Genomic DNA, 26,777 nt, shown 5'->3' with positions numbered 1-26,777 from the left:
TCCAGAATCACCCGGATCACTCCGCACCCTCCAACGTGGAGATCGCTACACCTTGTCCAAAGATCCACCCCAACCGCCAGACCAGATCAACAACCCAGACCAACCGCGGGGAGCGGCTATGTAGGCCGGTGACGGAGGCATTGCAAGCAGATTCCACCGACCCCTGCATTTAAAGGGAAGACCTTGGCAAGCGGCCGCCCTGGCGGAAAATGATTCCGGACGGGCGTCAGGCCAGATCGTCGCAACATGGCGGATTGTCTGGGGTTTTCACCGATGTACGCGGGATGTTCACGTTGACAGTGGCAGACCGGTCACGCAAGGTCTGGCCCGGATCATGGACGATCCATCCCGCGGGCAGGAGACATCGGAGCATGCAGCAGGAAGGACAGGTCGTGCGGAAGCGGCTGGCATGGGCGGGACTGACCGCTCTGGGCACGATCGGTCTGGCGCTTCTGCTGACCCATGCTCCTTTTGAGGGGACCCGCGAGGCGCCGCGGACACCGGATGGCCTGCCCATGGCCGCGCTGCCGCCGGTTGCCGACAGCGGGTCCACAGCCGCGGCGGTCCCTGCCATCGATCTTGATGCCGGCCAGGGGCCGAACCTGGCCGGAGAGGCCTGGGGCGATCTGGAACAGGATGCCGACCCGGTGCAGCGCCGTCTGGTCAGCCTGGGCCGGGGCGAGACGCTGATGCAGCTGCTGCTGGAGGCCAATGTCCCGCAGGACAACGCCCATGAGGCGGTGACGGCCCTGACCGCCGTCTACAACCCCCGCCGGCTGAAGCCCGGCCAGGAGTTCGAGGTCCTGTTCGACCGGTCCTCCGGCGAAAGGAAATTCGTCGGCTTCACCTTCCAGCCCACGGTCGAGCGCTCCGTCTCGGTCAATTTCGATGGCGCGCGGTTCCAGGCCGCCGAAACGGCCAAGCCGCTGGAGCGGCGTCTGGTGGCGGCCAAGGTCGAGATCAATTCCTCGCTGTTCGAGGCGGGCAGCCGTGCCGGCGTCCCCATCGCCGTGCTGAGCGCCCTGCTGAAGAACTACGCCTACAATGTGGACTTCCAGCGCGACATCCAGCCGGGCGACGGATTCGAGATCCTGTACGAGCAGTTCGTCACGCCCGAGGGCGATGTGGCCCGTGACGGCGAGATCCACTATGCCGCCCTGACCCTGTCGGGGAAGCGCAAGCCGATCTACCGCTTCGATGATGGCGACGGCCCGGCCGAGTATTTCAATGCCCTGGGCGAATCGGTGCGCAAGGCCCTGCTGCGGACCCCGGTCGACGGTGCCCGCCTGACCTCCGGGTTCGGCATGCGCATGCATCCGGTCCTGGGCTTCAGCAAGATGCACAAGGGTGTGGATTTCGGCGCCCCCACCGGCACCCCGATCTATGCCGCCGGCGACGGCACCATCGACGAGGTCGGCCCCAAGGGCAGCTACGGCAATTATGTGCGCATCCGCCACAACCGCGAGATCAGCACCGCCTATGCCCATATGAGCCGCTTCGGCACCGGCCTGCGCCGCGGCGCCCGCGTCAGCCAGGGGCAGGTGATCGGTTATGTCGGCGCCACCGGCCGCGTCACCGGTGCCCATCTGCATTACGAGGTGCTGCGCGGGACCCAGCAGGTCAATCCGCTGTCGGTCGACCTGCCCACCGGGCGCAATCTCGAGGGCAAGACCCTGGCCAGGTTCAAGGCCACGATCGCCCAGACCGACAAGCAGTTCCAGGAGGCGCTGTCGGGTGTGGCCCTGGTCGCCGCCCCCGCCGACGCGGCGGTCAAGGGCAAGGGGTGCCGCGTGGCCCCGGGCTGCTGAGCCGCCCGCCCATTCCAGACCGAGAAAAGGCCGGCCCCTGCGGGGACCGGCCTTTTTCATGCCTTGCCGCCGGGAAAACCGGCGGGCGCCGCCCCGACCGGTGTCCCGACCGGGGCGGATCGGCCATCAGTGCAGCGTGCCCGGCTGCCGGCCCCACTGGGAGGGCATGGGCAGATGCACCGGTTCGCCATCGAGGGTCAGCCCGTCCGGCCCCACCGTCACCGTCACCGTCTGCCCGTCCTGGATCCGGCCCTCCAGCACCCGGGTGGCCAGCGGATTCTGCAGTTCGCGCTGGATCACCCGCTTCAGCGGCCGGGCGCCATAGACCGGATCATAGCCCTTGTCCGCCAGCCATTGGGTGGCCGGCTCGTCCAGGTCCAGGGTGATGTCGCGGTCGGCCAGCAGCTTGCGCAGACGCTGCAGCTGCACCTGGACGATGCCGCCCATATGCAGCCGGCTCAGCCGGTGGAAGATCAGGATCTCGTCCAGCCGGTTGAGGAATTCCGGCCGGAACGAGCCACGCACCACCTCCATCACCTGGTCGCGCACCGACCCCACATCCTGGCCTTCCGGCAGGGTGGCCAGATATTCGGAGCCCAGATTCGAGGTCATGATGATGAGGGTGTTGCGGAAATCCACCGTGCGGCCCTGGCCGTCGGTCAGGCGGCCGTCATCCAGCACCTGCAGCAGCACGTTGAACACGTCGGGGTGCGCTTTCTCCACCTCGTCGAACAGCACGACCTGGTAGGGCCGCCGCCGCACCGCCTCGGTCAGGGCGCCGCCCTCCTCATAGCCCACATAGCCCGGCGGGGCGCCGATCATGCGGGCGACCGAGTGCTTTTCCATATATTCGGACATGTCGAGCCGGACCATGGCCGTCTCGTCATCGAACAGGAACTCGGCCAGGGCCTTGGTCAGCTCGGTCTTGCCGACGCCGGTGGGGCCGAGGAACAGGAAGCTGCCGATCGGCCGGTTCGGGTCCTGCAGGCCGGCGCGGGCCCGGCGCACGGCATTGGAGACGGCGATGATGGCTTCGTCCTGGCCGATGACGCGGCTGCCCAGCTTCTCCTCCATATGCAGCAGCTTCTCGCGCTCGCCGGTCAGCATCTTGTCGACGGGAATGCCGGTCCAGCGGCTGACCACGGAGGCGATGTCGCCATCGCGCACCTCCTCGTTCAGCATCCGGTGCTGATTGGCCTCCTGCGCCGCCCCCAGCTTCTTTTCCAGCTCGGGGATCACGCCATAGGTCAGCTGGCCGGCCTTGGCCCAGTCGCCGGCGCGCTGGGCCTGATCCAGTTCGGCGCGGGCCTTGTCGAGATCCTCCTTCAGCTTCTGGGCGCTGTTCAGGCTCTCCTTCTCCGCCTGCCACTGGGCGGTGAGGGTGGCCGACTGCTGCTCCAGCTCGGCCAGCTCGTCCTCCAGCTTTTCCAGCCTGTCCCTGGACGCCGCATCGGTTTCCCGCTTCAGGGCCTCGCGCTCGATCTTCAGCCGGATGATGCTGCGGTCCAGCTCGTCGATGGCTTCCGGCTTGCTGTCCACCACCATGCGCAGGCGGCTGGCCGCCTCGTCGATGAGGTCGATGGCCTTGTCCGGCAGGAAGCGGTCGGTGATGTAGCGGTTGGACAGGGTGGCGGCCGCCACGATGGCGCTGTCGGTGATGCGCACGCCGTGGTGCAGCTCGTACTTCTCCTTCAGGCCGCGCAGGATGGAGATGGTGTCCTCCACCGTCGGCTCGTTGACGAAGACCGGCTGGAAGCGGCGGGCCAGGGCCGCGTCCTTCTCGATATATTTGCGGTACTCGTCCAGCGTCGTGGCGCCGACGCAGTGCAGCTCGCCGCGGGCCAAAGCGGGCTTCAGCATGTTGGACGCATCCATGGCGCCATCGGCCTTGCCGGCGCCGACCAGCGTATGCAGCTCGTCGATGAAGACAATGATGTCGCCGGCCGCCGCCTGGATCTCCTGCAGCACGGCCTTCAGCCGCTCCTCGAACTCACCGCGGAACTTGGCACCGGCCACCAGGCTGCCCAGGTCCAGCCCCAGAAGCTGCTTGTTCTTCAGCCCCTCCGGCACGTCACCATTGACGATGCGCTGGGCCAGCCCCTCGACGATGGCGGTCTTGCCCACGCCCGGCTCGCCGATCAGGACCGGATTGTTCTTGGTGCGACGGGCCAGCACCTGGATGGTGCGGCGGATCTCCTCGTCGCGGCCGATGACCGGGTCCAGCTTGCCGTCGCGGGCAGCCTGGGTCAGGTCGCGGGCATATTTCTTCAGCGCGTCATACCCCTGCTCGGCCCCGGCCGTGTCGGCGGTGCGGCCCTTGCGCAGTGCGTTGATGGCCTCGTTCAGCTTCTGCGGCGAAGCACCGGCATCGGCCAGCACCTTGGCAGCCGGCGTGCCGGTGGTCAGGGCGCAGGCCAGCAGCAGGCGCTCGGCGGTGACGAAGCTGTCACCGGCCTTCTGCGCCACCTCCTCGGCCGTGGCGAAGACGCGGGCCAGCTCCCGGCTGAGGCCGACGCCGCCGGCCCCCGGCCCTTCCACCTTGGGCACCTTGCGCAGTTCCGCCTCGACACCGGTCAGGGCGAGGGCGGGATCGCCGCCGGCGCTGCGGATGAGGTTGGCCGCCAGACCGTCCTTGTCATCCAGCAGGACCTTCAAGAGATGTTCGGGGGACAGCTGCTGATGGCCGCTGCGCAGCGCCAGCGCCTGCGCCGCCTGGACAAACCCCTGGCTGCGCTCGGTGTATTTCTGGAAATCCATGCCTCAATCTCCCTTGGGCTGCTCCCATCGTCCTCATGAGGCCCGATCGAGCGATGATCCACGTCAGTGTGCGATCCGGGAGGGATCGAAGCATATGTTGGCAGAGGCGTGCCATCCTGCAAGACGTCGGACGGGCCTGCCTCCGCCAAAGGTGCTATGACGCCGGGGCCGGGGCCGGCCCTGTCCGGGCGGCGTTTCCACAGCCCCTCTCCAGCAGCAGGACAGTCCCCGCATGATCCATCCTCTCGCGCCTTCCCGTCTGCGGCCCTTGCCCCGGCTGGCCTTCCTGCTGCGCCGCGGCTGGCAGAGGTTGCGCCGGCCGCTGACCCTGGGGGTGCGCGTGCTGGTCCGGGACGAGACCGGCGCCGTGCTGCTGGTGCGGCACACCTATATCGAGGGCTGGCATCTTCCCGGCGGGGCCGTGGACCGGGGCGAGACACTGGGCCAAGGCGCCCTGCGCGAGCTGCGCGAGGAGGTGGGGCTGGAGGCCAGCGCGGCGCGTCTGCTGTCGGTGCATGCCCGTTTCGGCCCCTGGGGCCACGACCATGTGGCCCTGTTCGAGGCCGGTCCCTGGCAGGGAAAGCCGACGGTCCAGGCCTTCGAGATTGAGGAGGCGCGTTTCTTTCCGCTGGAGGCGCTGCCGGCGGACCTGTCCCCCGCCACGGGCCGGCGGCTGCGGGAACGCTTCAAGGGAGAGCCGGTGTCGGAGCGTTGGTAAGGCCGGATTCCCTGCCTCCGCGGGGGGCGGATGCCGGATGGCACCCGCAATTCGTCAGCACAACCGTTCCTCGGCCGAACCCTGTGCGGTTGACAAGCCCCTGCCGCACCGCAATATGCTGACGCCATGACAATCGCCGCCATCCACTATTTCCCGGTCAAGGGCCTGTCGCACCAGCCGCTGACCCGCGTCGCCCTGGTGGCGGGGGAGACGCTGCCGCAGGACCGGCGGTTCGCCATCCTGCACCGGGCCTCCGGCTTCGATGCGGCCGAGCCGGCCTGGAAGCCGAAGAGCAACTTCCTGATGCTGCAGCGGGACGAGAAGCTGGCCACGCTGGAGGCCCGCTATGACGCGGACAGCTGCACCCTGGTGCTGCTGCGGGCCGGCAAGCCCGTGGCGCGCGGGCGGATCGACACCCCCACCGGACGGCTGCTGATCGACCAGTTCCTGTCGGCCTACATGCACGGGTCGGCCGCTCCCGGCCCCTACAAGCTGGTCGAGTGGCAGGGCCACGCCTTCACCGACATCCCGGACAAGGCGGTGTCGCTGATCAATCTGGGCAGCGTGAAGGATCTGGAGCGCGTGACCACGGCGCCGGTCGATCCGGTGCGGTTCCGCGGCAACCTGCTGCTGGACGGGCTGGAGCCCTGGGCCGAGATGCAGTGGGTGGGCCGGCGCCTGCGCATCGGCGGCGCCGAGCTGGAGGTGTTCAAGACCATCACCCGCTGCGCCGCCATCGAGGTCAACCCGGCCAGCGGCGAGCGCGACATGGCCCTGATCAAAGCCCTGAAGAGCGGCTTCGGCCATGTGGTCTGCGGCGTCTATGCGCGTGTGGTCACGGCCGGCGAGGTGGCCGTGGGGGACGGCCTGTCGCTCGGCTGATCCATGCCGGCCGCGGGGCGGCAGGCCGATAGAACGGGAGACACCGGAACACCGGGCCGGGACCGCTCGGGATGCGGCCCTGCCGGTTCGCGCCCGGATATTCCCAAAGCACCCCGCCGTAACGGAAACGCCCCGCAGTGCCGGCCTGTCACGCAGTCGACGGCGCCGGTTCAGGCGCTCATCGGCTCGCGGTCGCCCTCGCCGCCCGCCTCGGACTCGTCGCCTTCGGCCATATCGTCGCCCTCGTAGGCGCCATTGCCCTGGGTCTCGCGGCGCGGGCCGACATCCTGCCGGCTCCGGCCTTCCTGCTCGTTGATCAGGCCGATGATGCGGTAATAGTGCTCGGCATGCTGCAGGTAATTCTCGGCGGCGATACGGTCACCGGAGGCCTGGGCGTCGCGTGCCAGCGCCTGATACTTCTCATAGATCTGGAAGGCGTTGCCGCGGATACGGACATCAGGGCCGTTGCTGTCGAAGGTCTGGTGCCGCAACGGCACGTTCTGTCGACGACCCTGCTGGTTGTTTCCGCCATTCGGGTTGCCGTTGCCGCCATTGTTGCCACGGCCGCGCGAGCGCCTGGAGTTCGGTCCCTGTCTCATTCGATGTTTGCTCTGGCCCCAATTGGTTTCGCCCCCCGGCCATCCGGCCCGGGCCTTCCCGTCCCGACGGGTCCCGTCATCAACGCCGCAGGAAACCCTCGCGCCGACGGACCCAGCCATGCCGCGCCAAGCCCTAAGAAGGTCCTGACGGATCGGCACCATGTCGGGATCGACCACCCGGTCCGAATCGACTCTACCGCAAGCGACGGGCCGCAAGACCTGCCGCGACCGACACTGCGATCCGGTCGACCTGGGGGTGCACGGGACATCCCGGCATCGGCCCCTTCCGGGGCAACAGGCGCGGCTCATACCCCATGTCAAGCCGCCCTGATGGCAGCGACCCTAAACGCAGTTCCGCGCCAATCCAACAGGTTTTTTGCGCCGCGCGCCGTGAGGCCGTGCGAGCGGGCGGCGCCAGACTGCCGGACGAAGCATATGGTCGCTTTTTTTGCCCCGACCAGGGGGCACCTCCTTCGGCGCGCGGCCGGGTCAGGCATGACCCAGCGTCACCCGATCCCGCCCGCCCAGGTCACACACCGTCTCCACACCATGCAGTCCGGCAGTGCGCAGCAAAGCGGCCACCGCCGGCCCCTGCTCCGCCCCATGCTCCAGAACGGCCAACCCGCCGGGGCGCAGCAGCCGGACCAGTTCGCCGGCCAGATGCCGGTACGGGTCCAGCCCGTCGATGCCGCCGGCCAGGGCGCGGCGCGGCTCGTGCCGGGCCACCTCGGGCTGCAGGCCGTCGATCTCCCCGTCGGGGATATAGGGCGGGTTGCCGACAATGAGATCGAAGCAGCCGTCCAGCGCGTCGGCCCAGCTTGCCGCCACGAAACCGGCACGCTGGGCCAGATCCAGCAATTGAGCGTTGCGGGCGGCCACGGCCGCCGCCGCCGGGCTGAGATCGACGCCCACGCCGGTGGCCTGGGGATATTCATGCAGCAAGGCCAGCAGGATGGCCCCAGTCCCGGTGCCCAGGTCGAGGATGCGCCAGGGCCGCGTCCGCTCCGGCCGCCGCTTCAGCACCGCCTCCACCACGGTTTCCGTATCGGCGCGGGGGATCAGGGTTTCCGGCCCCAGCAGCAGCTCCAGCCCCCAGAACTCCCAACTGCCCAGCAGGCGCTGCAACGGCTCCCGCGCTTCCCGCCGGCGCAGCAGCGCCTCGAAGGACAGCGCCGCGGCCAGGGCCACCGGCTCCGCCCCGCGGCGGCGCAGGGCCAGGCGCGGGATGCCCAGCACATGCTCGGCCAGATAGCCGGCGTCCAGGGCCGGGCTGTCGATGCCGGCCGCGGTCAGGCGCCGGACCGCATCGGCCAGCAGGGCGGACAGGGTGGGATCGTCGGGCACGGGGCCTCACGCCAGGAGACACAAGGGTCGGGGCCTGCGGCCGACCCTCGGCAGGCCGGGCAGCCCCCGCCCGCTTCGGAATAGCGCAGGGTCCGGCCCCAACGGAAGGGTTATCCGGCCAGACCGCGCAGCACGGCGAAGGGATTGTCCGGGTCCACCGGCCGGGTCTGGCGCTCGGCCCGCCGCTTCTCCAGCCGCTTGTGCCGGCCGGAGCGGACCCAGACCGGCGGCTGCCCCGCCTCCCGGGCCGGTCGTTGCGCCCAGCCCAGGGCTGCCAGCACCCCGGCCAGCTCGTCCGGGGCGCAGCCCAGCAGCGGGGCCAGGTCGGCCACCTGCGTCACCGGCCCCTTGGCCTGCCGCTCGGCCAGCAGGGTTTCCAGCCGGTCCAGCATATCGACACGGATGGCGCGGGGGCCGACACGGGGATAGCCCACCGCCTCCAGCAGGCCGTCCGGCCCGCCCGCCGCCGGCACCGACACACGGCCCGGTGGCGGCACCGGCGCCGGCAGCGCCGCGCCATGGCGCACGGCCCAGAGCAGGGCACGCAATCCCACCGCCGCCGGCTTGGCCAGCTGCGGCAGGAACACATGGCTGAAGCCCAGCCGCAGCCCCAGCCTGGCCAGATCGCGGCGCTGGTCCCGCGCCAGCCCCTGGATCAGCGGCTCCAGCGGTCCGCGCGGCAGGGCGCCCAGCGCCTCCGCCACCTGAAAGGCGATGCCGCGGGCCGGGCCGGACAGGGGCGCGTCCGCCAGCCGCAGCAGCGGGGCCAGCCGCCGTTGCACCTGCGCCTGCATCCAGGCCGCCAGCCGGGCGCGGATGCGCTCGCGCTGGCCGGACTCCAGCAGATCGTCGTGGAGCGCCCGCAGCTGCGGCGCCAGCACCGACGCGCCGGCGGTCAGCCGGGCCAAAGGCGCCCCGGCCCAGCTGATGATCCCGTCGTCGCCCAGGGTGAAAGCCCCGTCGTCCGCGGCCTCCACCCGGCCGACGCGCTGGGCGATCTCGTCCTTCAGCGCCCGCCGCGCCGCCGTCATCAGGGCGCGCTGGTCCTCGGCCGCCACATCGGCTTCCAGCGTGAAGCGCAGGCCGTCCAGCCGGCCGACGGGATGGCCCTCCACCATGACCTCGCCGCCCTTGCCCACTGATCCCAGCAGGTCGCGCCCGTCGCGCAGCGACTTCACCAGCCCGGCCGAGCGTTTGTCGACGAAGCGCTGGGTCAGCCGTTCATGCAGCAGGTCGGACAGCTTGTCCTCGATGGCGCGGGTGCGCGCCTGCCAGTGGCGCGGGTCCACCACCCAGTCGGCCCGGTGGGAGACATAGGTCCAGGTGCGCACATGGGCGATGCGGGCCACCAGCGCGTCGATGTCGCCTTCGGCCCGGTCCAGCCGCTCCACCTGGGCCGCCATCCAGTCCGTGGGCAGGCGGCGGCCGGGGCTCATCAGATGCTGGAAGATCTGGGACAGCAGGCGGGTATGGGCATCCGACAGCACCTTGCGGAAATCCGGCACCTGGCAGACCTCCCACAGCAGGCGCAGATCGGCCGGGCGGCGGCACAGCCGCGCCACCTCGGCATCCCGCGACAGGGCCTGCAGGGCCTGCTGGTCGTCGGCCTCGCGCACCCGGATCAGCTCCGGCGCCGGCGGGCGGGCATCCAGCGCGCGCAGCAGCAGCGGCAGGGAGCGGAAATCCAGGTCGCTGTTGCGCCACATCAGCTGGGTCAGCGGCGGAAAGGTATGGCTCTCCACCGCCTCGATGGTCTCCTCGTCCAGCGGCGGACAGTCCCAGCTGGTGCCGAAGGTGCCGTCGGACAGGTGGCGGCCGGCGCGGCCGGCGATCTGCGCCACCTCGGGCGCCCGCAGCCGGCGCGGCTGCATGCCGTCGAACTTCGACAGCCGGGCGAACCAGACATGGTCCACATCCATGTTCAGGCCCATGCCGATGGCGTCGGTGGCGACCAGATAATCCACCTCGCCGGCCTGGTACATGGCCACCTGGGCGTTGCGGGTGCGGGGGCTCAGGGCGCCCATGACCACGGCGGTGCCGCCGCGGGAGCGCCGCACCATCTCGGCCAGCTGATAGACCTCGGTGACGCTGAAGGCCACGATGGCGCTGCGCGGTGGCAGCCGCACCAGCTTCTTGTGCCCGGCATAGCTGAGGTTGGAGAAGCGCGGACGGCTGACGATCTCCACCCCGCGCACCAGTTTCTGGATCAGGGGGCGGGCGGTGTCAGACCCCAGGAACATGGTTTCCGCCCCGCCACGGGCGTGCAGCAGCCGGTCGGTGAAGATATGGCCGCGCTCGGGGTCGGCGCAGAGCTGGATCTCGTCCACGCAGAGGAACTCCACCGGCCGGTCCAGCGGCATGGATTCCACGGTGCAGATCCAGTAGCGCGGGGCGGCGGGGATGATCTTCTCCTCGCCCGTCACCAGGGCCACCTGCCCCGGTCCGCGCAGCTTCACCACCTTGTCGTAATTCTCCCGCGCCAGCAGGCGCAGCGGAAAGCCGATCATGCCGGTGCGGTGCGCCAGCAGGCGCTCCATGGCCAGATAGGTCTTGCCGGTGTTGGTCGGCCCCAGCACCGCGACGATGCGGCCGGACGAGGAACCGGAGGAGCCTGATCCGGACTGGGCGGCGCCCGGTGCGGCGCGGGCGGGGACGGGCGCGGGATTCATGCCCAACATCCTTGGTGCTGCGCTGCGGGATTGCAAGGCTCCCGCGGTCAATCGGGGTATGCCCACCCCCTCCGCCCCGGCCGGGGCCGCCCGGGGTCACAGAATAGCCATGGGAGCATGACAGAGGAATGTCCTGGTTCCGTTCCGTGTCCAGGTCCGTCCATGATGCATGCATCCACCCGCCACCTGTCCCGCCGCCCGGTCTGCTGCTCGGTCTGTCCCCCGGTCCGCCGTCTGGCCCGGCCCCTGCTGGCTTTGGCCCTGGCCCTGCCGCTGCTTCCCCCCTTGCCCGCCGAAGGCCAGGAGGTCACCCCGGATGGGGCCGCCCAGCTGGAACGGCTGCTGGAAGGGCGGCTGGCGCGGCTGGCCCGCGGCCCGGCCGACCGCTACCGGCTGGAGCGGGCGCCCGATGCCGGCGTCCGGGCCGAAGGCGCCGCCTATGCCGTGACGCTGCCCGACCTGCGGCTGGTCACGCCGGACGGGTGGCTGCTGGAAGCGCCGGTCGTGCAGGCCCGGGTCACTCCGCAGCCCGACGGCGGCTGGGCCTGGACGGCGAGCCTGCCGGCGACGCTGGCCGTGTTCGGTCCCCAGGGCTTCCGCGCCGGTGAGGTGACCCTGGGCGAGCGCACGCTGGAAGGGCGCTGGACCGCCGATCTGGAAACGCTGGAGGCGCTGGATCTGCGTCTGGCCCGGATCCTGTTCACCCCGCGCGAAGGGTCGGGGCGCGTCAGTGTCGGCCAGATCTCGGCCCGGCTGACGCCGGAGATCCACCAGGACGGGAAATGGACCGGCCCGGCCAGCCTCAGCATCAGCGACGTCCAGGCCCGCACCCCGGCGGGCGCCGAGCAGCTGGCCCTGAAGAGCCTGTCGGTCCAGGCCCAGATCAGCGGGCTGGACACGGCCCGCTATGCCGAATGGAACGCCGCGATGGCCGCCCGCGCCGCCGCGGATGACGGACGGGAGGGGCTGTCCCCGGCGGAGGCCAGGGCCTTGGCGGCGGCACTCCCGCATCTGGACGGGATGCTGGGCCAGCTGAAGGCCACGGTGCAGGTCAGCGGCCTGCGCCGGCTGGGGGAGGATGGCAGCCGGACCAGCCTGGCCGACGGCAGCGCCAGCCTGACCCTGACCGGACTCACCTCGGAGAAGGCCGGGCTGGATCTCAGCCTGCGCCACAAGGGGCTGGCCCTGGACGGCCCCGGTATCCGTCCCGAGCAGATCCCGGCCAGCGGCGAGGTGCGGCTGGCCGCCAGCGGCCTGCCCCGCCGCGCCCTGCTGCAGGCCTATGCCCAGCGGCTGGAGCAGACTCCGGCCCTGGGCGAGACCGGCGCCCGCAAGGCTTTCGAACAGCAGGCGCTGGCGGCCCTGGGGCGGGCCGGGGCGGAGCTGACCCTGTCGAAACTGGTGCTGGACGCGGCGGAGGCGGGCCTGTCCGGGTCGGGCACCCTCCACTTCACCGATACCAGCCCGCGCGGCCTGACAGGGTCCCTGGCCCTGGCCCTGCGCGGGCTGGACGGGCTGATCACCCGGGCCAGCGCCGCCAATGCCGGCGACCCCGGCCGCACGCTGGCCCTCTATGCCCTGCAGGGGCTGGGCCGACCGGAGACGGACGGGCAGGGCCGCACGGTCCAGTCCTATCGGGTGGAGATCGGGGCCGACGGCCGCATCCTGCTGAACGGCAACGACTCCACGGCGCTGGTGCAGGGGCTGCTGTCGCTGCGCTGATGCGGGCCGGTGACCGGGGCGCATCCACGCGTCCCGCTTGCGCCCGGCGTTTGTTTTCCCCATATCGACGCCGCGGTCCTGGCACAGCCCGGACAGCACCGCCCGCAATCGGCAAGACGAACAGTGATCCAATCCGGAAGGTAAGAAGCGATGAGTGAGGAACGGCTCAGTTTCCAGGCCGAGGTCAGCCGCCTGCTCGACATCGTGGCCCACAGCCTCTATTCGGAGAAGGAGGTCTTCCTCCGCGAACTGATCTCCAACGCCTCGGACGCCTGCGACAAGCTGCGTTACGCCGCGCTGACCAACCCGGCCCTGACCGCCGACGGTGCCCCCTTCGCCATCCGCCTTGTCATCGACAAGGACGCCAGGACCCTGACGGTCATGGACAATGGCATCGGCATGGGCCGCGACGAGCTGGTGGAGAATCTGGGCACCATCGCCCGCAGCGGCACCGGCGCCTTCCTGCAGTCGCTCAGCGGCGACGCCAGGAAGGATGTCAGCCTGATCGGCCAGTTCGGCGTCGGCTTCTATTCCGCCTTCATGGTGGCGGAACGGGTGGAGGTGTTCAGCCGCAAGGCCGGCGAAGCCCAAGCCTGGCGCTGGGAGAGCGACGGCAAGGGCAGCTTCACCGTGGCCGAGGCCGGCGACGATGCGGCCCCGGCCCGCGGCACCCGCATCGTGCTGCATCTGCGCGAGGATGCCGGGGAATATCTGGAAGAGGTCCGCCTGCGCCAGGTGGTCAAGACCTATTCCGACCACATCGCCGTGCCGATCCGCCTGGGCAGCGGGGAGGATGCCGAGTCGCTGAATGCCGCCTCCGCCCTGTGGACGCGGCCGAAGAGCGAGGTCACGGCAGAGCAGTACAAGGAGTTCTATCACCATGTCGGCCACAGCTTCGACGAGCCCTGGCTGACCCTGCATTGGCGGGCCGAGGGGGTGATCGACTACACCGGCCTGCTGTTCGTGCCGCAGCAGCGCCCCTTCGACCTGTTCGACCCGCGGCGCAAGCATGGCGTGAAGCTCTATGTCCGCCGCGTCTTCATCACCGACGAGGCCGAAGGGCTGGTGCCGTCCTATCTGCGCTTCCTCAAGGGCGTGGTCGATTCCGAGGATCTGCCCCTCAATGTCAGCCGCGAGATGCTGCAGAACAATCCCGTGCTGTCGAAGCTGCGGGCCGGCATCGTCAAGCGCGTGCTGGGCGAGCTGGCGAAGAAGGCGGAGGATGCGGACAGCGCCGCCGATTATGCCCGCTTCTGGGACGTCTTTGGCCCCGTGCTGAAGGAGGGGCTGTACGAGGATTACGCCCACCGCGACGAGCTGCTGAAACTGGTGCGCGCCCGCAGCACGGCGAGCGGCGGCGATCTGGTCAGCCTCGACACCTATATCGGCCGCATGAAGGACGGGCAGGACGCCATCTTCTACATCGCCGGCGATGACGCCGCCGCGCTGGAGAAGAGCCCGCAGCTGGAAGGGTTCCGCGCCAAGGGCATCGAGGTTCTGCTGCTGACCGATCCGGTGGACGAGTTCTGGATCGGCAGCGTGCGCGAGGTGAAGGGCAAGCCCTTCAAGTCCGTCACCCGCGGCGGCGCCGATCTGGCCAAGGTCAAGGGCGGGGAGACGCCGGAAGCAGCGGCCAAGGACGCCCCGGCCGAGGGCGACCTGTCCAGCCTGATCGCCCTGGTCAAGCTGACCCTGGGCGATGCCGTCAAGGATGTGCGCCGGTCCGAGCGGCTGACCGACAGCGCCGTCTGTCTGGTGGCCGACGAAGGCGACCTGGATATCCATCTGGAGCGGCTGCTGAAGCAGCACAAGCAGCTGGAGGGCGGGGCCGCCAGGCGCATCCTGGAGCTGAATCCGACCCACCCGCTGGTGAAGCGCCTGTCCGAGCGGGCCGCCAGCGGTGGCGCCGGCACCGGGCTGGAGGATGCGGCCTGGCTGCTGCTGGACCAGGCCCGGATCCTGGAGGGCGAGTCGCTGCCGGATCCGCTGGCCTTCGCCCGCCGCATGGCCACCGTCATGGAAAAGGGCCTGACGGCGTAACACCGGCGCGCCCGGGACCGGGCGCGCCCCCACCGTTCCGGTCGGGATGGTGGGGGCGGACGCAGGGCGGCCCTGCCAAAGCCGCCCTTTTTCCGCCGCGGAACCCCGCTACCTTGGGGCCAGGGCGAGCATACGGGGTGGAGTTTTCATGCGTCGGTGGTTTGTCTGTCTGGGCGCCGGTCTGCTGGTGGCCAGCATTTCCCTTCCGGTCGCGGCGCGCAGCTTCACCGAAGCCCTGCAGCACCGGCTCACCACCGGCGTCGGCGCGCCCAAGGCCGACCAGGACGGCCAGACCCTGGCCCTGCTCGGCCGCTTCTACGAGGGGCGCAAATTCGCCCCCGTCTGGATCGAGGGCAACCACCCCAGCGCCCGCGCCGGCGCCCTGCTGGCCGTTCTGAAATCCGCCGATGCCGACGGGCTGGACCCCAAGGATTACGGCGTCGGCCGCATCGGCACCCTGCTGGAACGCGGCGACTCGCCCGATGCCCTGGCCGAGCTGGAAGTGCTGCTGTCCGCCGGGGCCGTGAGTTTCGGCCGGGATCTCGGGTCCGGCCGGCTGGAGCCGTCGCAGGTGGATGCGGAGCTGTTCGTGCAGCGCCGGGAAGTGAAGCCCGGTCCGCTGCTGGACAAGGTGGCGGCGGTCCCCGATCCGGCCGCCGTGCTGCGCCCGCTGGCCCCGAAGCGCCCGGAATATGCCGGGCTGAAAGCGGCCCTGGTCCGGTATCGCGCCTTGGCCGCCGCCGGCGGCTGGCCCCAGGTGCCCAGCGAGGGCGAGACGCTGAAGCCCGGCCAGAGCGATGCGCGGGTGCCGCCCCTGCGGCAGCGCCTGCGCGCCACCGGCGAACTGCCGGCGGGATCACCCGACCCGGCCGATCCGCTGCTGTACGATCCGCTGCTGGAGTCCGCCGTGCGCCGGTTCCAGCAGGAACACGGGCTGGAACCGGACGGCGCCGTGGGCAAGGGCACCTTCGCCGCGATGAACGTGCCGGTGGACCAGCGTATCGGCCAGATCGTGCTGAACATGGAGCGCTGGCGCTGGATGCCGGACGATCTCGGCCCCCGCTACCTCATGGTCAATCTGGCGGCCTTCTCCCTGGCCGTGTTCGAGAACGGTCACCCCATCCACAAGGCCCGCGTGGTCGTCGGCGCGCCCTATACCCGCACGCCGGTGTTCAGCGAATCCATGACCTATCTGGAGCTGAACCCCTATTGGCATGTGCCGGCCAAGATCGCGGAGAAGGAGATCTTCCCCAAGGCCCGCAAGGACCCCGGCTATCTGGTCAAGCATGGCTATGTGCTGCTGTCCGACTGGACGGAAAGCGCCGTGCCGCTGCCCCCCGGCAGCATCGACTATGCCAAGCTGGGGCTGCCGGGCCACCGCTTCCGCGTGCGCCAGGAACCGGGCGACCAGAACAGCCTGGGCCGCATCAAGCTGATGTTCCCCAACCAGTTCGACGTCTATCTGCACGACACCCCGTCGAAGACGCTGTTCTCCCGCGCCAACCGCACCTTCAGCCATGGCTGCATCCGGGTGGAGAACCCCTTCGACCTGGCTGAGCTGATCCTGCGCCTGACCGGCACCACCGGCTGGGACCGGGCGCGGCTGGACCAGGTGGTGGCCAGCAATGTGCGCACGGTGGTGCGGCTGAAATCGGCCCTGCCGGTGCATCTGACCTACATCACCGCCTTCGTCGAGGATGACGGCACCGTCAATTTCCGCGGCGATATCTATGGCCGTGACCGCAAGCTGGCGGCAGCCCTGCTGGCCTCCCGCATCCATTGGCCGCAGGTGGCGGCGGAGGCGGCCACGGTTCCCGGCCATACCGATGGAACGGAACAGGTCACCCCGGCCCGGGCTCCTTAAGGAATCCCGGGGCAATATCGGTCGGGGTACTTCCCGGTGCATTTGTGCCTTGCTTCAGCGCCATCGTTCTGCCATGACTGCATGCGTGTCCCGCATGGGACGCACATCGACCAGAGTTTGATCGTGTCATTTGCGCCACAACCAGAGTGGTGAAAATGGCGGGTTCGGCAGCGGCACAGGCGGCAGCGTACAGGCGACGGAGGGGTGGACGATGGTGGCTCGGCTGATGGCGTTCCTGCGGACTTCGCAGACCCAGACCAGCACGGCCGATTGTTCGTCTCCGACGGCCTCTTCCACCGGCAGCACCGTTCCGGCCGATTCCGGCCGCCGCGGCTTCCTGACGGGTCTGGGCCGTACAGCCCTGGGTGTCGGCGCCGCGGTGTGCCTGCCGACCCTGATCCCGGCCCCGGCCGAGGCCGGCAGCCTGACCAACCCGCGCCGGGTGTTGAGCTTCGTCTCCCCCCACACCCGCGACACGCTGAAGGTCACCTATTTCGCCGATGGCCGCTACATCCCGGCGGCGCTGAAGGACGTCAACACCATCCTGCGCGACTGGCGCACGGGCGAGGTGACGCGCATGGACCCCAAGCTGCTGGACCTGCTGTTCCAGCTGCGCCAGCGCCTGCGCACCGATGAGGCCTATCAGGTGATCTCGGGCTACCGCAGCCCGAAGACCAACGCCGCCCTGGCGCGTGCCAGCAAGGGCGTGGCCAACAAGAGCCTGCACATGGAAGGCAAGGCCATCGACATCGACCTCAGCAGCCGCAACCTGGCCCGGATCCGCCAGGCCGCGCTGGAGCTGCGCCTGGGCGGTGTCGGCTATTACCCGAAGTCCAGCTTCGTGCATGTGGACACCGGCCGCGTGCGCGAGTGGAACGGCGCCGCCATCTGACCGCTGCGCCCGACGCCTCGGCGCCCCATCGGCCAAGCGCCGGACATCCAGCATCCTCCTGACATCGTCATCCCCTACGGAAGCGCCCGGCCGTGCAGCGACACGGGCGTATTTTCCATTTTTGCGGTTGAAACGACACATGCCGTCCGCCGCTCGGCTGCGCCATTGCCCATCCCCTCCCCGGGGATGGGACTTGCCCGCCATCGGCGTGGTCGTTAGGCTGGTCCCATGAGCCACGCCAACAATCCCGAGATCCTGAACCGGCTGCGCCGGGCCCAGGGCCATCTGGCCGCCACCCTGCGCATGGTGGAGGACGGGCGCGACGCGCTGTTGATCGCCCAGCAGCTCCAGGCCGTGCTGAAGGCCCTGGACAAGGCCAAGACCGAGCTGGTGCTGCACCACATCGAGCATCACCTGGAGGAGGCGACGGGACCGCTGCCGCGGGAAACGCGGGAGCGTCTGGCCCACATCGCCGACCTCAGCAAATATCTGTGAGCGCCCCCATGAACCGACACCCCGCGCCGGCAGCCACCCCGGACCGTTGGCACCACGATCATGGTTTCGGTCAGGACAAGGCCGCCGCCGGCGAGCGCCGCACCCTGCTGGTGGTGGTGCTGACCGCCGTGACCATGGTGGTGGAGGTGGGGGCGGGGCTGTGGACCGGCTCCATGGCGCTGCTGGCTGACGGGGTGCACATGGCCTCGCACATGGTGGCGCTGGCCATTTCGCTGTTCGCCTATGTCTATGCCCGCCGGCACGCCCACGATCCGCGCTTCAGCTTCGGCACCGGCAAGGTCAACGCCCTGGCGGGCTTCACCGGCGCCCTGCTGCTGGCCGTGGTCGCCCTGGGCATGGGCTGGGAAAGCCTGGGCCGGCTGCTGGCCCCCGGCGACATCGCCTTCGACGAGGCCATCGCCGTGGCCGTTCTCGGTCTGCTGGTCAATGCCGCCAGCGTCGTCATCCTGGGGGGGCATGGGCACCACGACCATGACCATGACCACGATTATCACCACAACGAAGGCCACCACGGCGAAGGCCAGCACGGGCACGGCGCCCATGACCACGATCATGACCACCCTGATCACGACCATCATGGACACGACCATCATGGACACGGGCATCATGGACACGGGCATCATGGACACGGGCACGAGGACCACAATCTGCGCTCCGCCTATCTGCATGTGCTGACGGATGCGCTGACCTCGGTCCTGGCCATCGCCGCCCTGCTGGGCGGCAAATATGCCGGGGCCGGCTGGCTGGACCCGGTCATGGGCATTGTCGGTGCCGTGCTGGTGGCCAACTGGTCGCGCGGCCTGCTGCGGACCACGTCCGGCGTCCTGCTGGACCATCAGGCCGCGCCGCCCGTTCTGGCGGAGATCCGCGCCGCCGTGGAGCGCGGGGGCGACCGCGTCAGCGACCTGCATGTCTGGTCGGTGGCGCCCGGCGTCCATGCCGGCATTCTCTGTGTGGTCAGCCCCGCCCCGCAGCCGCCCGACCATTACCGGGCGCTGGTGCCGGCCGATCTGGGCATCCGGCACCTGACGGTGGAAGTCAATCAGGGAGGCTGACGCGCCGGCCGGCCACTCGACGGCCATTTCCCGCATCCGAAAGGCATAACCACCTCCAGGCGTGGAACCGCCATAATTTCCGCCTACAATCCCGGACCTTTCTATCCGGTCCGGACCGCCTCCATGCCCCTGTCCCGTCGCCCCCTGCTGCCGTCGCTGCTGTCCGCCCTGCTGCTGTCCTGGCCGGCCCAGGCCGCCGTCACACCGCTTGAGCATGGGCCCGATCTGACGGGCGACCAGCCGGCCTATTGCGCGGTCTTCTCCGCGCCGGTGAGGCAGGAGGGGGTGACGCTGAGGGATTTCGTCAGCATCGACCCGGCCACCGACATCGCCGTGACCGCCCAGGGCAAGCAACTCTGCCTGCAGGGTCTGACCGCCGGCCAGCGCTACACGGTGACCGTGCGCGCCGGACTGCCCGCCACCGACGGGTCCATGCTGGCCGCGGCCTACAGTTTCAACGCCGCCCTGCCCAACCTCGCCCCGTCGGTGCGCATCGGCGGCAGCGGCTTCGTCCTGCCGCGGGAGGGCAGTGCCGGGCTGGGGATCGAAACGGTCAATGTGGACACGCTGCGGGTGAAGGTCTACCGGGCCAGCGACCGGCTGGCCTCGCGCCTGACCCTGTCGGGCGACCTCGATTCCTATGATGCCCGCCATGCCGCCAACAGGGACGCCTCCCTGGTCTGGAGCGGCGAGATGGCGGTGAAGTCCAGCCCCAACCAGAAGGCGACCACCGCCTTTCCCCTGGCCCTGGCCCTGCCCAAGCGCGCGCCCGGCGTCTATCTGGTGGCGGTCGAGGACGCGGCGCTGACGGCCGATGACGATTACGAGGCCCGGGAGGCCCGCAGCACGGCGCGCTGGCTGGTGGAGACGGACATCGCCCCCACCACCTACACCGGGCAGGACGGCCTGACCGTGGTGGCCCGGTTGCTGTCGACGGCGCTGGCGGCCTCCGGCCTGCGCGTGACCCTTGTGGCCGAGGACAACCAGATCCTGGGCGAGACCAGCACCAACAGCGATGGTGTGGCCCGCTTCGCTCCCGGTCTGCTGCGCGGCCAGGGCGGTGCCCGCCCGGCCAGCCTCATGCTTTACGGTGCGGGCGGTGATTTCAGCCTGCTGAAGCTGGACCGGCCCGGTTTCGATTTCAGCGATCGCGGGGCCGACGGCCGCCCGCCGGTGGGCGAGATCGAGGCCTTCGTCTGGACCGAGCGCGGCATCTACCGCCCCGGCGAGACCGTGCATGCGGCCCTGCTGCTGCGCGACCGGCTGGTCAAGGCGGTGGACGGGGCGCCGGTGACCCTGGTGGTGCGCCGGCCCGACGGGCGCGAGTTCCTGCGCCGCACGGTGAAGCCGGTGGCCGGTGGTGCTGCCCTGGACATCCCGCTGTCGTCCGGTGCCCGCCGCGGTGACTGGAGCGTGACCGCCCTGCTGGAGGGGGGCAGCGAGCCCGTGGGGGAAGCCCGGTTCGAGGTGCAGGACTTCGTTCCGCCCAAGCTGAAGGTCAGCATCGATCCGCCCGCGCCGGACATGATCCTGCAACCGGACGTGCCGGCCGGCATCGCCCTGACCGCCCGCTTCCTCTATGGCGCCCCCGGCGCCGACCTGACGGCCGGCGGCACGCTGCAGCTGCGCCGGGATCCAAAACCCTTCCCCGCCTTCGCCGCCTTCCAGTTCGGCCCGGACAAGGCCGGCACCGGCGATGTCATGGATCTGGACATGGTCCAGACCGATGCGGCGGGCCGGGCCGAACTGTCCGTGCAGGTCGGCAAGGAGGAGGTGGGGGCCGCCCCCATGGCCGCCGCCATCACCGTGGAGGTCCAGGAGCCCGGCGGCCGCGCCACCCGGGACAGCGTGACCCTGCCGGTGCGCGGTGCGCCCGTCTATCTTGGCCTGCGCCCGCAGTTCCCGGACAAGCGCGCCAAGGAGGGCCAGGAGGCCGGCTTCGAACTGGTGGCCCTGGACCCGCAGGGCAAGCCGCTGGCCCGTCCCGACCTGCGCTGGACGCTGTACCGCGTCGAGCGCCACTATGTCTGGTACCAGCAGGGCAACCGCTGGAACTGGCGGTACAGCGAGCGGGAAAGCCGGGTGGCCGGCGGCACCGTCGCCGCCGATGCCGGCCGGCCGGTGCGCATGGCCGCCGCGGTGGACTGGGGCCATTACCGGATGGAGGTGGTGGATACCGCCAGCGGCGCCAGCACCGATCTCGGCTTCTATGCCGGCTGGACGGTTCCCGATGACGGGCAGGAGGGCACGCCCGACAAGGTGGAGGTGGGGCAGAACCGGCCCGCCGCCAAGCCCGGCGAGTCGGTGCAGCTGAAGATCACCCCGCCCTTCGCCGGCCAGATGCAGCTGGTGCTGGCCGGGGACAAGGTCCATTCCGTGCGCAGCCAGACGGTGGGCACCGATCCCGTCACCCTGGATGTCACCGTGGACAGGGACTGGGGTGCCGGCGCCTATGCCCTGGTCAGCTTCATCCGTCCGGTGGAGGCCCAGGGCGGCCACCGGCCCGTCCGCGCCGTGGGGCTGGCCTGGATCGGCGTCGATGGCCGCGACCGGCAGCTGGCTGTGTCGGTGCAGGCGCCGGAGCGCGTGCGCCCGCGCCAGACCGTGCCCGTGACGGTGACGGCGGCCGCAGCGGACAGCACGGCCTTCGTCACCCTGGCCGCGGTGGATGAGGGCATCCTGAACCTGACCCGCTACGCCGCCCCCGACCCCTATGCCCATTTCTTCGCCAAGCGCCGTCTGGGCGTGGCGATGCGCGACCAGTATGGCCGGCTGCTGGACGGCAATGCCGGCCTGGCGGGCGCCATCCGCGAGGGCGGTGATGCCGAGCTGGGCGGGGCCGGCCTGCCCGTCAGTTCCAGCCGCGTCGTCGCCCTGTTCAGCGGCGTGGTGCCGCTGAAGGACGGCAAGGCCGTGATCCCACTGGAGGTGCCGGACTTCGCCGGCACTCTGCGGCTGATGGCCGTGGCCTATGATGCCACGCGCCTGGGCGGCGCCAGCGCCGACATGCTGGTGCGCGATCCCGTGGTGGCCGAGCTGGTGCTGCCCCGCTTCCTGGCCCCCGGCGACATGGCCGACGCCACCCTGCTGCTGCACAATGTGGAGGGCAAGGCCGGCGACTACACGGTCAAGCTCACCCCCACCGGCCCGGTGACCCTGGCCGATCCGCTGCCGGAAAAGCGCCCCCTGGCCGCCGGCGAGCAGAAGCTGGAGCGCGTGGCCCTGAAGGCCGATGGCGCCGGCATCGCCGGCTTCACCCTGGCGGTGCAGGGGCCGGACGGGCTGTCCTTCACCCGCAGCTGGGACCTGACGGTACGCCCGGCCCAGGCGCCCGTGACCCTGGCCGAGGTGCGGGAACAGGCCCCGGGTGAGCGTCTGACCCTTTCGGCCGCCCTGCTGGAGCCGTTCCAGCCCGGCACCGCCCGCCTGTCGGTCGGCTATTCCCGCCTGCCCGGCATCGATGTGCCCGGCCTGCTGAAGGATCTCAACCGCTACCCCTATGGCTGCACCGAACAGACGGTCAGCGTGGCCCTGCCATTGCTGGCCTTCCCCGAGGTCTCGGCCAGGCTGGGGCTGGAGCAGCCCGGCACCATCGGCCTGCGGATCGAATCGGCGCTGGCGCGCCTGCTGGAGCGGCAGAAGCCCGATGGCAGTTTCGGCCTGTGGAGCGCCAGCGACGACTACGCCTCGCCCTGGCTGCAAATGTATGTGCTGGATTTCCTGCAGCGGGCACAGAAGGCCGGCCACGCCGTGCCGCCCACCGCCATGGCCGACCTGACGGGCTGGGTCCGCAGCTATGTGGGCGGTCGGCTCAATGGCGGCGGCGCCGAGGTCGAGGCCGCCAGCTACGGCGCCTGGCTGCTGGCGCGTGCCGGCACCGCGTCCCTGGGCGATCTGCGCTACCTCAACGATGCCGTGGCCCAGGCCGCGGAGCGGAAGAAGGGCAGCAAGTCCCGCACGCCGGTCGAGGCGGTGCAGGGCTCCCTGGCCCATGCCCAGCTGGGGGCCGCCCTGACCCTGGCCGGCGATACGCGCCGGGCGGCGGAAGCGTTCGAGCGGGCGCGCAAGGCCCTGGGCAGCGCCGGCCGCGACTATTACGCCTCGCCGGAGCGGGAGGCTGCCGCCACCCTGGCCGTGGCCGCCTCGGTCGATGACAAGGCAACGGTGGAGGCCGCCGGCGCCCTGGTGCAGCGGCTGGCCAGGCAGAAGGATCCCTGGTCCTACAACACCCAGCAGAAGGGCTGGCTGCTGCTGGCGGCCCAGGCCCTGCTGGCCGGCGGCGAGGCCCCGTCCATCAGCGTGGACGGCCCGGTGCAGAGTGCCGCCGGCACGGCCACCCTCAGCGTCGAGCCGTCGCCGGAGCAGCTGGCCCAGGGCTTCGCCCTGACCAACAGCGGCAGCGGTCCCGTCTGGCGCTCGGTCACGCTGACGGGCGTGCCCAAGCAGGCGCCGCCGCCGGTGGCGGCCAACGGCCTCAGCCTGAACAAGAGCTTCCACACGCTGGACGGCACGCCGCTGGACCCGGCCCGTCTGCCGCGCAACAGCAAGATCGTCGTGGTGCTGGACGGCCGCCTGGACAGGAAGGGCAGCGCCGCCCGGCGCACGCTGGTGCTGGTCGATCCGCTGCCCGCCGGCTGGGAGATCGAATCGGTGCTGCCGCGGGAGGCCGACGGCACCAGTGCCGCCGCCTGGGCCGGCGAGGTCAGCCGCCCCGCCCTGCTGGAGGGCCGGGACGACCGGCTGGTGGGCGTGGTCGAGCTGGGCTGGTCCTGGTACGACGAGGACGAGGCGGAGACGACCGACGTGAAGCCGCTGGGTGACACCGGCTTCCGCATCGTCTATCTGGCGCGCGCCGTGACGCCGGGGCAGTTCACCCTGCCCCCGGCCACGGTGGAGGACATGTATGACAGTGCCACCATCGCCCGCACGGCCGCCGGACGGGCCACCGTCACGGCAGCCCCCTGAGCCGGACCGGCGCCGGGCACTCTTGCGGGCCCTGCGCAGCGGCGTCCTGGGGTGCGGGCTCGTCTGCGGCGGGGTCCTGCTGGCCGACCGGCTGTTCCCGCCGGATCTCGGCCGCTATCAGGCGCGGTCCACGCTGGTGCTGGACCGCGACGGCGGCACGCTGCGCGGCTTTCTGTCCCCCGATGGCGCCTGGCGGCTGGAGGCCGGCGTCGAGGATGTGGCGCCGCTCTATCTCGACCTGCTGCGCGGTTACGAGGACCGGCGCTTCGACCGGCATCCCGGCATCGACCCGCTGGCCCTGCTGCGCGCCGTCGGTCAGGCATGGCGCCACGGCCGTGTGATCTCCGGCGGCTCGACCCTGACCATGCAGGTGGCCCGCCTGCTGGAGCCGCGGCCACGCACGCTGTCGGCCAAGCTGATCGAGATGCTGCGGGCCTTGCAGCTGGAGGCGCACTACAGCAAGGCGGAGATCCTGGGCTTCTACCTGACCCTGGCGCCGTTCGGTGGCAATCTCGAAGGGGTGCGGGCGGCGTCGCTGGCCTATTTCGGGCGGGAACCGGCGCAGCTGACCCCGGCGCAGGCCGCCCTGCTGGTGGCCCTGCCCCAGTCGCCCACGGCGCGCCGGCCCGACCTGCATCCCGAAGCGGCGCGGCGCGCCCGGACCCAGGTGTTGCAGCGCCTGCACGCCGCCGGACGGCTGGATGCGCGGACGCTGGCGGAGGCGGACGCGGAACCGCTGCCCCTGGCCCGTCAGCCCCTGCCCCGGATCGCCCCGCATCTGGCCGAACGGCTGGCGGGCGCTTCCCCCCCCGGCAGCACCCTGCGCACGACGATCGATCCGGCTCTGCAACGATTGGCCGAGCAGGTGGCCGCCACGGCGCGTCAGCGCCTTGAGCCCGAAGCGGAGGTGGCGGCCCTGGTGCTGGAGATCCGCAGCCGCGCCGTGCTGGCCTATGTGGGGGGCAGCGTCAGCGGTCCGGCCGGACAGGTCGACATGGTGCGGGCGCTGCGCTCCCCCGGCTCGACCCTGAAGCCCCTGCTCTACGCCTTGGCCTTCGAGGGCCTGCCGCTGCATCCGGAGACACGGATCGAGGATCGGCCGATCGCCTTCGGGGCCTACCGGCCCGGCAATTTCGGCGGCGGCTTCCGCGGCAGCCTGACCGTGCGCAGCGCCTTGCAGCAATCGCTGAACGTTCCCGCCGTGGGCCTGCTGGCCCGGCTGGGGCCGGCCCAGGTGGCCGGACGGTTGCGCGCCGCGGGCATGCAGCTGGCCCTGCCGGGCGGACCGGGAGCCGAGGCCGGCCTGTCCCTGGCCCTGGGCGGAGTCGGGGTGCGGCTGGAGCATCTGGCCGGCGCCTATGCCGCCCTGGCCGATGGCGGCGTGGCACGGCCGCTGCGCCTCCTGGCCGACTCGCCGGTGGCAACGGGGACCCGGCTGGTCGATCCGCGGGCGGCCTGGTCCGTGGTCGATATCCTGCGCGGCACGCCGCCGCCGGACGGACGCAGCCCCGATCCGGACCGGCCCCTGGCCTACAAGACCGGCACCTCCTACGGGTTCCGCGATGCCTGGGCCGCCGGCTTCACCCCCGATCATGTGCTGGTGGTCTGGGTCGGGCGGCCGGACGGCACGCCGCGGCCGGGGGCGGTGGGGCGGGACGAGGCGGCGCCGATCCTGTTCCGGCTGGCCGACCTGCTGCCGCGGGGGCGCGGCTTCCCGCCGCCGCCGATGGGCGTCCTGCCGACGGGGGCGCCGCTGCCGGAGCCGTTGCGCCATTTCGAACTGGACCCGCTGCGGGCCGTGGTCGCCACACCCCCCGCGGCCGCACCGCTGGCCGTGGCCTTCCCGCCGGACGGCGCCGAGGTGGATCTGGCTGCCGGATCGGGACAGCCCGAGGCCCTGCCGCTGGAGGCTATGGGCGGGCGCCCCCCCTTCCGCTGGCTGGTCAACGATCTTCCCCTGCCGGGCGGGGAAGAGGGGGAGGGCGCCCGGTTCTGGCAGCCGGACGGGCCGGGCTTCGCCCGGATCACCGTCATCGATTCGGCCGGGCAGCAGGCCCGGTCCACGGTGCGCCTGCGCTGACCATGACGGGGGCCGGTGCGGGCGTCAGGCCACCAGGGCGGCGACCTTGGCCGCCAGCAGGCGGCAGAGATCGGCGGGGGCCAGTTCCAGCTGCAGGCCGCGCTGGCCGCCATTGATGAACACGGTCGGCGCCGACAGGGCGGTTTCCTCCACCGCGGTGGGCACCCGCCGCTTCTGGCCGAAGGGGCTGATGCCGCCCACATGGTAGCCGGTCAGCCGCTCGGCGTCGGCGGGACGCAGCATCTGGGCACTCTTGCCGCCGAAGATGGCGGCCAGCCTCTTCATGCTGACCTCGTGGTCGGAGGGGATGACGGCGCAGACGGGCTTGCCGTCCACCTCGGCCATCAGGGTCTTCAGCACCCGGCCCGGCGGCATGCCGATGGCCTCCGCCGCCTGCAGCCCGACGCGCTCGGCGCCGGGATCATACGCATAGCTGTGCAGGGTGAAGGGGACACCGGCCTTGGCCACCTCCTGGGTGGCGCGGGTGGTCTTGGACATGGGCATGGGCTCCCTGGACGGACGCGTCCGGACAGACGCGCCGGGACAGACGCCCCTGGGGGACGTGCTCCTGAGGGACGTGCTCCTGGCGCCGCCGGAACCGGCGGGCCGTATCGAGAATGGGCGCGAAGCGGCCATGTGCTCAAGTCTGGATGCACAGGAGGCCGGCATGCAAAACGCCGCCACCCCGGACAGGGATGGCGGCGTTTTGAAAGCGGATCGGGAAGCAATGAAGAATGGTTTTCCAGTGCGCTGAGCGGACCTGGCGGCGACCGACTCTCCCACGTCTTGAGACGCAGTACCATAGGCGCGGAGGGATTTCACGGCCGAGTTCGGGATGGGATCGGGTGTAATGGCCCTCGCTATGG

The 26,777-nt window shown here is 70.9% G+C and carries 17 protein-coding genes and 1 rRNA gene; 12 read left to right on the top strand and 6 right to left on the bottom strand.

Annotation, left to right across the window (positions count from 1 at the left end; genetic code table 11):
- Positions 1-371 precede the first annotated feature (371 nt).
- Positions 372-1,808, top strand: coding sequence for a M23 family metallopeptidase (locus DK368_RS20715; RefSeq protein WP_240002595.1), 1,437 nt, complete (start codon positions 372-374; stop codon positions 1,806-1,808).
- A gap of 126 nt (positions 1,809-1,934) precedes the next feature.
- Here DK368_RS20715 and clpB read toward each other — a convergent pair whose 3' ends face one another.
- Complete coding sequence (gene clpB, locus DK368_RS20710; RefSeq protein WP_114395881.1) at positions 1,935-4,565, bottom strand: ATP-dependent chaperone ClpB; 2,631 nt, start codon at positions 4,563-4,565, stop codon at positions 1,935-1,937.
- 232 nt (positions 4,566-4,797) lie between these two features.
- On the opposite strand from clpB, the gene DK368_RS20705 reads away from it, so the two are divergent.
- The gene (locus tag DK368_RS20705) at positions 4,798-5,283 is read left to right on the top strand and encodes an NUDIX domain-containing protein (RefSeq protein ID WP_114395880.1); all 486 of its coding nucleotides are present in this window, start codon (positions 4,798-4,800) and stop codon (positions 5,281-5,283) included.
- Positions 5,284-5,409: 126 nt separating this feature from the next.
- Positions 5,410-6,165, top strand: coding sequence for an MOSC domain-containing protein (locus tag DK368_RS20700; RefSeq protein ID WP_114395879.1), 756 nt, complete (start codon positions 5,410-5,412; stop codon positions 6,163-6,165).
- A gap of 170 nt (positions 6,166-6,335) precedes the next feature.
- On the opposite strand, the gene DK368_RS20695 is transcribed toward DK368_RS20700, so the two are convergent.
- The 3 genes from DK368_RS20695 to DK368_RS20685 all read right to left on the bottom strand — a co-directional run bounded on the left by DK368_RS20695 (position 6,336) and on the right by DK368_RS20685 (position 10,777).
- Positions 6,336-6,764 (bottom strand): DUF4167 domain-containing protein, encoded by a 429-nt coding sequence (locus tag DK368_RS20695; RefSeq protein ID WP_114395878.1) that lies wholly within the window; start codon positions 6,762-6,764, stop codon positions 6,336-6,338.
- A 489-nt stretch (positions 6,765-7,253) separates the two neighbouring features.
- Entirely contained in the window at positions 7,254-8,108 is an 855-nt protein-coding gene (gene prmC / locus DK368_RS20690; protein ID WP_114395877.1) for a peptide chain release factor N(5)-glutamine methyltransferase, read from the bottom strand.
- Between the two features lie 110 nt (positions 8,109-8,218).
- Positions 8,219-10,777 carry a helicase-related protein gene (locus tag DK368_RS20685; RefSeq protein ID WP_114395876.1) on the bottom strand — a complete coding sequence of 853 codons (2,559 nt, stop codon included), beginning with the start codon at positions 10,775-10,777 and terminating at the stop codon, positions 8,219-8,221.
- A 162-nt stretch (positions 10,778-10,939) separates the two neighbouring features.
- On the opposite strand from DK368_RS20685, the gene DK368_RS20680 reads away from it, so the two are divergent.
- The 8 genes from DK368_RS20680 to pbpC all read left to right on the top strand — a co-directional run bounded on the left by DK368_RS20680 (position 10,940) and on the right by pbpC (position 25,911).
- The gene (locus DK368_RS20680) at positions 10,940-12,499 is read left to right on the top strand and encodes a hypothetical protein (protein ID WP_114395875.1); all 1,560 of its coding nucleotides are present in this window, start codon (positions 10,940-10,942) and stop codon (positions 12,497-12,499) included.
- A gap of 150 nt (positions 12,500-12,649) precedes the next feature.
- The gene (htpG, locus tag DK368_RS20675) at positions 12,650-14,539 is read left to right on the top strand and encodes a molecular chaperone HtpG (protein WP_114395874.1); all 1,890 of its coding nucleotides are present in this window, start codon (positions 12,650-12,652) and stop codon (positions 14,537-14,539) included.
- 148 nt (positions 14,540-14,687) lie between these two features.
- Complete coding sequence (locus DK368_RS20670; RefSeq protein WP_162306125.1) at positions 14,688-16,403, top strand: L,D-transpeptidase family protein; 1,716 nt, start codon at positions 14,688-14,690, stop codon at positions 16,401-16,403.
- Between the two features lie 211 nt (positions 16,404-16,614).
- Positions 16,615-17,295, top strand: a complete 681-nt coding sequence (gene mepK, locus DK368_RS20665; protein ID WP_240002594.1) for a peptidoglycan L,D-endopeptidase MepK — start codon at positions 16,615-16,617, stop codon at positions 17,293-17,295.
- Positions 17,296-17,523: 228 nt separating this feature from the next.
- The gene (locus tag DK368_RS20660) at positions 17,524-17,790 is read left to right on the top strand and encodes a metal-sensing transcriptional repressor (RefSeq protein ID WP_114395872.1); all 267 of its coding nucleotides are present in this window, start codon (positions 17,524-17,526) and stop codon (positions 17,788-17,790) included.
- Between the two features lie 8 nt (positions 17,791-17,798).
- Entirely contained in the window at positions 17,799-18,866 is a 1,068-nt protein-coding gene (locus tag DK368_RS20655) for a cation diffusion facilitator family transporter (protein WP_114395871.1), read from the top strand.
- A 123-nt stretch (positions 18,867-18,989) separates the two neighbouring features.
- Positions 18,990-23,831: an alpha-2-macroglobulin family protein gene (locus DK368_RS20650; protein ID WP_114395870.1), complete on the top strand. Its 4,842-nt coding sequence runs from the start codon at positions 18,990-18,992 to the stop codon at positions 23,829-23,831.
- Positions 23,770-25,911, top strand: coding sequence for a penicillin-binding protein 1C (gene pbpC, locus DK368_RS20645; RefSeq protein ID WP_114395869.1), 2,142 nt, complete (start codon positions 23,770-23,772; stop codon positions 25,909-25,911). Before DK368_RS20650 ends, pbpC begins: the two co-directional genes overlap by 62 nt.
- A gap of 24 nt (positions 25,912-25,935) precedes the next feature.
- Here the strand turns inward: pbpC and ybaK are convergent, their stop codons facing one another.
- A complete protein-coding gene (ybaK, locus tag DK368_RS20640; RefSeq protein ID WP_114395868.1) occupies positions 25,936-26,409 on the bottom strand; it encodes a Cys-tRNA(Pro) deacylase in 474 nt (157 codons plus the stop codon).
- A 4-nt stretch (positions 26,410-26,413) separates the two neighbouring features.
- Here ybaK and DK368_RS20635 point away from each other — a divergent pair, with 4 nt between their 5' ends.
- Entirely contained in the window at positions 26,414-26,665 is a 252-nt protein-coding gene (locus DK368_RS20635) for a hypothetical protein (RefSeq protein ID WP_155524662.1), read from the top strand.
- 4 nt (positions 26,666-26,669) lie between these two features.
- Here DK368_RS20635 and rrf read toward each other — a convergent pair.
- Positions 26,670-26,777 (bottom strand): 5S ribosomal RNA (gene rrf / locus DK368_RS20630); the annotation flags it as partial.

This window comes from Oleisolibacter albus (genome assembly GCF_003336875.1).
Taxonomy (GTDB): domain Bacteria; phylum Pseudomonadota; class Alphaproteobacteria; order Azospirillales; family Azospirillaceae; genus Niveispirillum; species Niveispirillum album.
This window is presented reverse-complemented; position numbering and strand designations above follow the sequence as displayed.

What these genes read in the sequence shown, in the direction of transcription:
- DK368_RS20715 (WP_240002595.1), top strand. Translation starts at nt 372, where the DNA reads ATGCAGCAGGAAGGACAGGTCGTGCGGAAGCGGCTGGCATGGGCGGGA.
- clpB (WP_114395881.1), bottom strand. Translation starts at nt 4,565, where the DNA reads ATGGATTTCCAGAAATACACCGAGCGCAGCCAGGGGTTTGTCCAGGCG.
- DK368_RS20705 (WP_114395880.1), top strand. Translation starts at nt 4,798, where the DNA reads ATGATCCATCCTCTCGCGCCTTCCCGTCTGCGGCCCTTGCCCCGGCTG.
- DK368_RS20700 (WP_114395879.1), top strand. Translation starts at nt 5,410, where the DNA reads ATGACAATCGCCGCCATCCACTATTTCCCGGTCAAGGGCCTGTCGCAC.
- DK368_RS20695 (WP_114395878.1), bottom strand. Translation starts at nt 6,764, where the DNA reads ATGAGACAGGGACCGAACTCCAGGCGCTCGCGCGGCCGTGGCAACAAT.
- DK368_RS20685 (WP_114395876.1), bottom strand. Translation starts at nt 10,777, where the DNA reads ATGAATCCCGCGCCCGTCCCCGCCCGCGCCGCACCGGGCGCCGCCCAG.
- DK368_RS20680 (WP_114395875.1), top strand. Translation starts at nt 10,940, where the DNA reads ATGATGCATGCATCCACCCGCCACCTGTCCCGCCGCCCGGTCTGCTGC.
- htpG (WP_114395874.1), top strand. Translation starts at nt 12,650, where the DNA reads ATGAGTGAGGAACGGCTCAGTTTCCAGGCCGAGGTCAGCCGCCTGCTC.
- DK368_RS20670 (WP_162306125.1), top strand. Translation starts at nt 14,688, where the DNA reads ATGCGTCGGTGGTTTGTCTGTCTGGGCGCCGGTCTGCTGGTGGCCAGC.
- mepK (WP_240002594.1), top strand. Translation starts at nt 16,615, where the DNA reads ATGGTGGCTCGGCTGATGGCGTTCCTGCGGACTTCGCAGACCCAGACC.
- DK368_RS20660 (WP_114395872.1), top strand. Translation starts at nt 17,524, where the DNA reads ATGAGCCACGCCAACAATCCCGAGATCCTGAACCGGCTGCGCCGGGCC.
- DK368_RS20655 (WP_114395871.1), top strand. Translation starts at nt 17,799, where the DNA reads ATGAACCGACACCCCGCGCCGGCAGCCACCCCGGACCGTTGGCACCAC.
- DK368_RS20650 (WP_114395870.1), top strand. Translation starts at nt 18,990, where the DNA reads ATGCCCCTGTCCCGTCGCCCCCTGCTGCCGTCGCTGCTGTCCGCCCTG.
- pbpC (WP_114395869.1), top strand. Translation starts at nt 23,770, where the DNA reads ATGACAGTGCCACCATCGCCCGCACGGCCGCCGGACGGGCCACCGTCA.
- ybaK (WP_114395868.1), bottom strand. Translation starts at nt 26,409, where the DNA reads ATGTCCAAGACCACCCGCGCCACCCAGGAGGTGGCCAAGGCCGGTGTC.
- DK368_RS20635 (WP_155524662.1), top strand. Translation starts at nt 26,414, where the DNA reads ATGGGCTCCCTGGACGGACGCGTCCGGACAGACGCGCCGGGACAGACG.